Annotated in this window: 5 protein-coding genes; 4 read left to right on the top strand and 1 reads right to left on the bottom strand. The window is 75.8% G+C overall.

Annotated features, from left to right (window positions below):
- Positions 1-264 precede the first annotated feature (264 nt).
- Together ACFV4G_RS20835 and ACFV4G_RS20830 are read left to right on the top strand one after the other, a co-directional pair.
- Positions 265-1,674, top strand: a complete 1,410-nt coding sequence (locus ACFV4G_RS20835) for a DUF1254 domain-containing protein (protein ID WP_380442415.1) — start codon at positions 265-267, stop codon at positions 1,672-1,674.
- Between the two features lie 106 nt (positions 1,675-1,780).
- Positions 1,781-3,115, top strand: coding sequence for a DUF1254 domain-containing protein (locus ACFV4G_RS20830; protein ID WP_380442413.1), 1,335 nt, complete (start codon positions 1,781-1,783; stop codon positions 3,113-3,115).
- 94 nt (positions 3,116-3,209) lie between these two features.
- Here the strand turns inward: ACFV4G_RS20830 and ACFV4G_RS20825 are convergent, their stop codons facing one another.
- Positions 3,210-5,120, bottom strand: a complete 1,911-nt coding sequence (locus ACFV4G_RS20825) for a hypothetical protein (RefSeq protein ID WP_380442411.1) — start codon at positions 5,118-5,120, stop codon at positions 3,210-3,212.
- A 212-nt stretch (positions 5,121-5,332) separates the two neighbouring features.
- Here ACFV4G_RS20825 and radA point away from each other — a divergent pair, with 212 nt between their 5' ends.
- Positions 5,333-6,892, top strand: coding sequence for a DNA repair protein RadA (radA, locus tag ACFV4G_RS20820; protein ID WP_380442409.1), 1,560 nt, complete (start codon positions 5,333-5,335; stop codon positions 6,890-6,892).
- A gap of 150 nt (positions 6,893-7,042) precedes the next feature.
- Positions 7,043-8,152, top strand: coding sequence for a DNA integrity scanning diadenylate cyclase DisA (gene disA, locus ACFV4G_RS20815; RefSeq protein ID WP_380442406.1), 1,110 nt, complete (start codon positions 7,043-7,045; stop codon positions 8,150-8,152).
- Positions 8,153-8,264 lie beyond the last annotated feature (112 nt).

Here is an 8,264-nt window from a genome sequence, read left to right as displayed (position 1 = left end):
GGGGGCCGGGCCCGCCGCGCGGGGCCGCCTTGCGGTGGTGGGGGGGGGGGGGGGGGCCCGCCCCCCCCCCCCCGCGGGGGGGGGGGGCGGGGGGGGGGCCCCCGCCCCCCCCCCCACTCCTGCTTCCCTCCCGCTTTCCCTCTCCCGGGGCGTCCCCTTCCCTTCGCTTCCCTCCGCCCGCCGCTCCAGGTGCTGACCGGCGCCTCCCCGCCTAGCATCCCCTATGTAGTGATTTGTCCTGATCCTGCTGGGGAGAGCGACACCATGGTCAGCCCGGCCCTCGTCGATCCGACCACCGTCCGTGCGACGGCTGCCGAGGCGTGGCTGCGCGGGTACCCGATCCTGCGGAACTACCGCACCTTGTACGCGCAGGCGCTGGACGACGCCGATCCGGCGTACGTCGGCGGCTTCGGCGTCTTCCGTCACCACCCGCCGCCGTCCGCCCTCGACCCGGCGACCCTCCGCACCGCGACCCCCCACACCGCGACTCTCCCCGCCTCGCCCCTCGGTGAGCGAGCCGTCGACCACGACCTCCCGTCCTCCTCCGCCTGGCTCGACCTGCGCGCCGAGCCCTGGGTCCTCTCCGTCCCCGCCGACGACCGCTACTACGTGCTGCCGGTCCACGAACTCGACGCCGTGTACGCCGGGTTCGTCGGCGCCCGCGCCACCGGCCAGGAGGCCGGCGACCACCTGGTGGCCGGCCCCGACTGGCAGGGCGAGCCGCCGCCCGGCGTCCGGAGCGTGATCCGCACCGCCACCCGTCTGGCCGGCATCGTCGCCCGCACGCACCTCGCCGGGCCGGAGCCGGCCGACGTCGCCGCGATGGAGGCCGTCCGGCAGCAGTACCGGCTGCGGCCGCTGCACGAGTACGAGGGCACCCCGGCGCCGCACCCCGCCCCGGACCCGGTCTGGCCGGTCTGGCGGGACGAGGTGACGGACACCGTCGAGTTCTTCGCCTTCCTCGACTTCCTGCTCGGCTTCTTCCCGCTCCCGTCGCCCCGCCACCCGGCCGCCGTCCCGCTCCCGCCCGCCGAGGCGGACCTGCGCGGCCGCCTCACCGACCTCGGGATCGATGGCCGCGGCGAGTTCGAGCCCGCCGCCCTCCCGCTGGACGTGCGCGCCGAGATGGCGCGCGGCATCGCCGACGCCCGGGCCCGGCTGGAGCGCGAGGCCGACGCCCGCCCCGACGCGTGCGGCCTCGCCGGCACCCGCGAGCAGACCGGCGCCGACTACCTGCGCCAGGCCCTCGGCGCCCGGCTCGGCCCGTACGACCTCCCCGCCGAGGAGGTCTGGTGCGGCGCCTGGACGGCCGACAGCGAGGGCCACCGGCCGCCCAGCGCGAGCGACCGCGACTACACGATCCGGTTCGGCCCCGGCGCGCTGCCGCCGGCCCGCTTCTCCTGGTCCGCCGCCCTGTACGAGCTCCCGGACCGCCGACCGGTCGACAACACCCTCGACCGCTATGCGATCGGCGACCGGACCCCGGGCCTGGTCCACGACCGGGACGGCGGTCTGACGCTCCACGTCCGGCACAAGCGCCCCGCCGACGCCGAGCACTCCGCCAACTGGCTCCCGGCGCCGGACGGCCCGTTCACCGTCGTCCTGCGGCTCCACGGCCCCGAGGCGCCCGCACTCGACGGCCGCTGGCGGCTCCCGCCGCTCACCCCGCGCTGACCGCCGCTCGCCCCCTGACCCCGACCGGTCACGACCACCCCCGACCGACTGCTCCCCAGGCCCGACCGCCCCCGACCACCCCCGACCGACCACGACAGGACACCCGATGACCCAGCCCGAGCTGGAGGCCCTGGCCGCCGACGCGTACGTCTACGGCTACCCGCTCGTCGCCGGCCTCACGATGGTCGAGCGCTTCACCAAGGGCGGGATGGGCACCCTGCCGGCGGCGACGTTCAACCGCTTCAGCCACGCCACCCGGCTGGCCGCCCCGGGGGACGACTTCGTCTCGGTCAACAACGACACCGTCTACTCGATCGCCCAGCTCGACCTCTCCGAGGGCCCCCAGGTGCTGCACGTCCCGGACACCGCCGGGGCTTACTACGTGCTGCAGTTCGTCGGCGCCTGGACCGACAACTTCGCCTACCTCGGCAGCCGCGCCACCGGCACCGGCGCGCAGACCTGGCTGGTCGTCCCGCCCGGCTGGCACGGCACCCCGCCCGACCCGGAGAAGGTGATCGAGGCGCCGACCACGGTCGCGACCGTCGTCGGCCGCTTCGCCTGCGCCGGCCCGGACGACCTCCCCCGGGTCAAGGCCCTGCAGAACGCGCTCACCCTCACCCCGCTGGAGCCCGGCGGCCTGGCCGCCGGCCTGCCCGAGCCCGACCAGGACGTCCCCGAGCGGCTCGCGTTCTTCGAACGGATGCGGATTTGGATGCGGGCCTTCCCGCCCGCCGGGCCCGACGTCGAGTACGAGCGGCGGCTGGCCCCGCTGGGCCTGCTGGACGAGGGCGTCTCCCCGTACCGGGCGGCGGCCTCGGACTGGACCCACACCCTGCTCAAGGGCCTGGCTGCCGGGCGCGAACGGGTCGAGGCGGCCACCCGCCCGCCCGAGGACCACCCGCTGGGGGAGTGGCGCTCGGCGCTGCACCTGTTCGACTACAACATCGACCACCTCGGCCCCGGCACCATCGACGACCCCGAGTGGCGCATCCCCGACCGCCGCGCCGGCTACCTCAGCCGGGCCGCCGCCGCCCGCGCCGGCCTGTGGGGCAACCACGCCTACGAGGCCTCGTACGCCATGACGTACGACGACTCCGACGGCCGCCCGCTCAGCGGCGCGAACCGCTACACGCTCCGCTTCGACCAGCCGCCGCCGGCCGAGGCGTTCTGGTCCGTCACGATGTACTCGCTGCCGGACTACTACCTCGTGGACAACCCGATCGAGCGCTACTCGATCGGCGACCGCACCCCCGGCCTGGTGCACGGCGCGGACGGCTCGCTCACCCTGACCCTCCAGCACGAGGAGCCCGAGGACCCGACGGAACTGGCGAACTGGCTGCCCACCCCGGCGGGCGAGTTCCGCCCGATCATCCGCTTCTACCGGCCGAAGCAGTCCGTCCTGGACGGCACGTACCAGGTGCCCCTGATCCACCGGCGCTGAACCGCTCTCGGCTCGGGCCGGGAGACGCCCCACCCGCCGTCGCGTGCACCTGACGCCGCAGCCCGCCCTCCGGTGTGAGCCGAAAGGCGCTCCCTCACCGCGGCGAAGGCTGCGGCGGGGCCGATGCGCCGCTCCGCGGGTGCGGCGTCGACGTCGCGCTCGGGGACGCCGTGGCCGTCGGGCTCGGTGAGTGCGAGTGCGAGGGCGGGGGCGGGGGCTGGGGTGTCGGCGTGCTCGTGGGCGGGGCCGTGGGGGTGGCGGTCGGTGCGGGCGTCGCGCTGGGCGAGGCCGTGGCGGTCGGGGTGGTGCCCGGGGCGGGCGTGGCCGTGGCCGTGGCCGTCGGTGCCGCGGTCGGCGTCGGCGAGGCGGACGGCGGGGCGGAGCCGCCGTGGTCCTGCGGGCCGCCCTCCAGGGTGACCACGGCCTCGGACGGCGGCAGCGCGATCCGGGCCGTCCAGTGCGTCGTGGGGGCGAGGCCGTCGTCCACCGTGACGATCACCGTGATGCGCTGGCCCGGTTCGAGCGTCCCGGAGTCGCGGCTCAGCCGGAGCCAGGCCGCGTCCACGACCGCGTGCCAACGGATCTCGCTGCCACCGGAGTTGGTGAGCGTGAGGACCGTCCGGTTGCCGTACTCGCCCGCCTCGACGGTGAGCAGCCCGACCGGTGCGGGCCGGTCGGCGCCGCCGCCCGCGGCCCAGCCGGATCCGGCGGCCGGTCCGACCGCCGTCGCGGGGGTGGCGATCAGGGCGGGGCTGCCGAGCGGCGTCGCGCCCCGGCCCGGGACGGGGACGGCGGGACCTTGGAGCACGGGCCCGCGGAAGCCGGGGAAGAACGTTTCTGCACCCGTCGCCCCGGCCCCCGCGAGCTCCACCCCGGGCACCCCCGTCCCACCGACGGAACCCGCGCCCGAGGTGGTGACCCCCACCCCGCCCGCCCCTGCCGGCCGCTGCTCCGCCTGCCGCCCGGCCTCGTCCACCCGTACCGACGACACGGCCGCCGTCGCCCCGGGCCCGCCACCACCCCGGTGGCCGGCCCACAGCGCGACCACCGGCGCCGCCAGCACGGCCGCGAGCACCCCGGTGGTCACCACCCGACGCCGGACGGCCAGTCCGCGCCCCGCGTCCGGCGCGCGGTGCCGCGGGAACCCGCTCTGGTCGAACCGCAGACCCGGTTCGACGGCCGCCTCCGCACTCGCACTGCGCCCGGCCCCGGACGCCTGCGGCAGGTACGCCACCATGCCGTCCGGCGCGGCGGGCGCCGTCAGCAACGGCAGCCCGGCCAGCCCAGCCGGACCCGCTGGACCCGCCGGACCCGCCGGCCCCGCACCGTCCGCCGCCTCGCCCGCCACCCGCTCCGCCGTCCCCCGGCAGGTCGGACAGTCGACGACGTGCTGCACGAGCTCCCGCCGCAGCGCCGGCCCGAGCACCCAGTCCCGCCAGCTCTCCGCCCCGGCCCCGCCGAGCCGGTCGAGCTCCGGGCAGCTGCCCACACCGAGCACCAGCAGCGCCGACCTGGTGCGGGCGACCTCCGCCTCCGCCGCGCCGAGCAGCGCCCGGGTCGCGTCGAACGGCAGCCCGAGCACCGCGGCCACCTCCAGCGGGGTCAGCCGGTGGCGGACCGACAGCTCCAGGGCCTCCCGCTGCTCGGGGCCGGTCCCGGCCGCCTCCGGCCAGGCGAGCGAGGCCAGCTCGCGCCGGCGCCGGGCCGCCTCGGCCTCCGTCAGCCCGGTGCCGGCCGTCCCCCCGGCGCCGTCCGCGAGTCGCCGCAGGCAGCAGTACCGGGCGAGCGAGAACAGCCAGGCCCGGACGAGCCCGGGTTCGGCCAGCCGTCCGCCGTGCCGCTGCGCCAGGTCGCGGACCTCGCGCAGGGTGTCGGCGGCGGTGTCGTGCTCGCACAGCACCGAGAGGCAGTAGGTGAACAGGCCGTCCACCTGCCGGTCGTACGCCGCGAGCACGGCCGTCGCCGGTCTTTCCGCGCGCGGCGGCCCATCAGTACGCGTTGTCACCCGTCCGACGGTAGGGACGACGGGCGGCCCGTCCGGCCGATTCCTGGCGTATGTACTTCTTTCGGGTAACAACATCGCCCACGTGTGTGGACGCCCGGCCCTGAACGGAAGCCGATCCGGACCCGGACCGGACCCGGACCGGACCCGCCCCCCGTACGGCCCCCGCACGGCCGTACCCGCCACTGTCGTACCCAGACGCTACGGTGGGCCCCATGGCTGCCCGTACCAAGACCACCGCCAAGCCGCGCCCGGCGTACCGCTGCACCGAGTGCGGCAACCAGCTGCCCAAGTGGGTCGGCCGCTGCCCGGAGTGCAACGCCTGGGGCACGGTGGAGGAGTACGGCGCGGTGCCGATCCGGACGACGGCGGCCGGCCCGGTCAGCGCGCCCGCCCGCCCGATCGCCCAGGTGGACGGCCAGGTCGCGACGGCCCGGTCGACGGGCGTTCCGGAGCTGGACCGGGTCCTCGGCGGCGGTCTCGTCCCCGGCGCCGTGGTGCTGCTGGCCGGCGAGCCCGGTGTCGGCAAGTCCACCCTGCTGCTGGACGTCGCCGCGAAGGCGGCCACCGCCCAGCACCGCACGCTGTACGTCACCGGCGAGGAGTCGGCCGGCCAGGTCCGGCTGCGTGCCGACCGGATCGACGCGCTCTCCGAACACCTCTACCTCGCCGCCGAGCAGGACCTCGGCGCGGTGCTCGGGCACATCGAGGCGGTCGGCCCCGGCCTGCTGATCCTCGACTCGGTGCAGACCATCGCCTCCGCCGAGCTGGACGGCGCCCCCGGCGGCCCGGCGCAGGTCCGCGAGGTGGCGGGCGCGCTGATCCGGGCGTCCAAGGAGCGCGGCATGGCCACGCTGCTGGTCGGTCACGTCACCAAGGACGGCCAGATCGCCGGCCCGCGCCTGCTGGAGCACCTGGTCGACGTCGTGCTGAGCTTCGAGGGGGACCGGCACGCCCGGCTGCGGCTCATCCGCGGGGTCAAGAACCGCTACGGCGCCACCGACGAGGTCGGCTGCTTCGAGCTGCACGACGAGGGCATCGTCGGCCTGGCCGATCCGTCCGGCCTCTTCCTGACCAGGCGTGACAAGCCCGTCCCCGGCACCTGCCTCACCGTCACGCTGGAGGGCAAGCGCCCGCTGGTGGCCGAGGTGCAGGCGCTGATGGTGGATTCGCAGATCCCGTCGCCGCGCCGGACGACCTCCGGCCTGGAGTCGCCGCGGATCGCGATGATCCTGGCGGTCGTCGAGCGGCACGGCGGCGTGAAGCTCGGCAAGCAGGACATCTACACCGCGACGGTCGGCGGCGTGAAGCTCAGCGAGCCCTCCGCGGACCTCGCGGTCGCGCTCGCGGTGGCCAGCTCCTCCACCGACACCCCGCTGCCGAGCAACCTGGTGGCGATCGGCGAGGTCGGCCTGGCGGGCGAGGTGCGGCGGGTGACGGGTGTGCAGCGCCGGCTCGCCGAGGCGCACCGGCTGGGCTTCACGCACGCCCTCGTCCCGCCGGACCCGGGCAAGGTGCCGCCGGGCATGAAGGTGGTCGAGGTGGCCGACATCGGCGAGGCGCTGCGCGCCATCCCGGGCCGCCGCCGGGCCGCCGCCAAGCCGCGTGGTGAGGCGCGCGGTGAGGCGCGTGGTGAGGCGCGCGGTGAGGCGCGTGGTGAGGCGCGTGGTGAGGCACCGTCGGCGCCGCCGGCCCCGCGCCAGGCCCGGGTCGCCGCCTACCCGGAGGAGCTGATGGACGGCTGGGAGCCGCTCGACTCCGACGAACTGCGCTGACCCAAGCCCTGTCCCCGCCACACGCAGTTAGACTTTCCCCTGTCTCATTGACGAGAAGGCGAGTACCGAGCGGTACTGAGCGACAGAGCAACAGACCGCAGGCCGGGCGCACGGCGCGAGGCGCGCGGCACGGGCGACCGGAGGAGTCACGTGGCAGCCAGCGACCGGGGGGCGGACAAGTCCTCCCGTGAGGAGGCCTTGCTGCGGGCCTCCCTCAGCGCGATCGCGCCCGGCACGGGGCTGCGCGACGGCCTGGAGCGGGTCCTGCGGGCCAACACCGGCGGTCTGATCGTGCTCGGCTTCGACAAGCACGTCGAGTCGATCTGCACCGGCGGCTTCGTCCTGGACGTCGAGTTCACCGCGACCCGGCTGCGCGAGCTGTGCAAGCTGGACGGCGCGGTGGTGCTGGACAAGGACATCACCAAGATCGTCCGGGCCGGCGTCCACCTGATGCCGGACTCCACGATCCCCACCGACGAGACCGGCACCCGTCACCGCACCGCCGAGCGGGTCAACCGGCAGACCGGCTACCCGGTGGTCGCGGTCTCGCACTCGATGCGGCTGATCGCGATGTACGTCAACGGCACCCGGCGGGTGCTGGAGGACTCGACCACCGTCCTCTCCCGCGCCAACCAGGCGCTCGCCACCCTGGAGCGCTACAAGCTCCGCCTGGACGAGGTGGCCGGCACGCTGTCCGCGCTGGAGATCGAGGACCTGGTGACGGTCCGGGACGTCACCGCCGTCGCCCAGCGCCTGGAGATGGTCCGGCTGATCGCCACCGAGATCGCCGGCTACGTGCTGGAGCTCGGCATCGACGGCCGCCTCCTGTCGCTCCAGCTGGACGAGCTGATCGCGGGTGTGGAGCCGGAGCGCGAGCTGGTCGCCCGGGACTACTTCCCGGAGCGGGCCGCCAAGAAGGGCCGGACGGTCACCGAGGTGCTGGCCGACCTGGAGGCGCTCACCCACGCCGAACTGCTCGACCTGCAGACGGTCGCCAAGGCGCTCGGCTACTCCGGCTCGCCGGAGTCGCTGGACGCCGCCGTCTCGCCGCGCGGCTACCGGCTGCTGGCGAAGATCCCGCGCCTGCCCAACACGGTGATAGAGCGCCTGGTCGAGCACTTCGGCGGGCTGCAGAAGCTGCTCGCGGCGAGCATCGACGACCTGCAGACGGTCGAGGGCGTCGGCGAGACCCGCGCCCGCTCGGTCCGCGAGGGCCTGTCCCGCCTTGCCGAATCGTCCATCCTGGAGCGCTACGTCTGACCCTCGGCCGGATCGCCGGATCGCCGGATCGCCGGATCGCCGGATCGCCGGATCGCCGGATCGCCGGAGCGGCCGTCAGGCATCGATCGGCCGAACAACGATCGTCCCGCAC

It is taken from the genome of Kitasatospora sp. NPDC059747, assembly GCF_042732955.1.
GTDB lineage: Bacteria > Actinomycetota > Actinomycetes > Streptomycetales > Streptomycetaceae > Kitasatospora.
The sequence above is the reverse complement of the archived record's forward strand: the minus strand, read 5'-3'. Positions and strand labels throughout refer to the sequence as shown.

Coding starts and splice junctions, on each gene's coding strand:
- ACFV4G_RS20835 (WP_380442415.1), top strand. CDS start 265: ATGGTCAGCCCGGCCCTCGTCGATCCGACCACCGTCCGTGCGACGGCT.
- ACFV4G_RS20830 (WP_380442413.1), top strand. CDS start 1,781: ATGACCCAGCCCGAGCTGGAGGCCCTGGCCGCCGACGCGTACGTCTAC.
- radA (WP_380442409.1), top strand. CDS start 5,333: ATGGCTGCCCGTACCAAGACCACCGCCAAGCCGCGCCCGGCGTACCGC.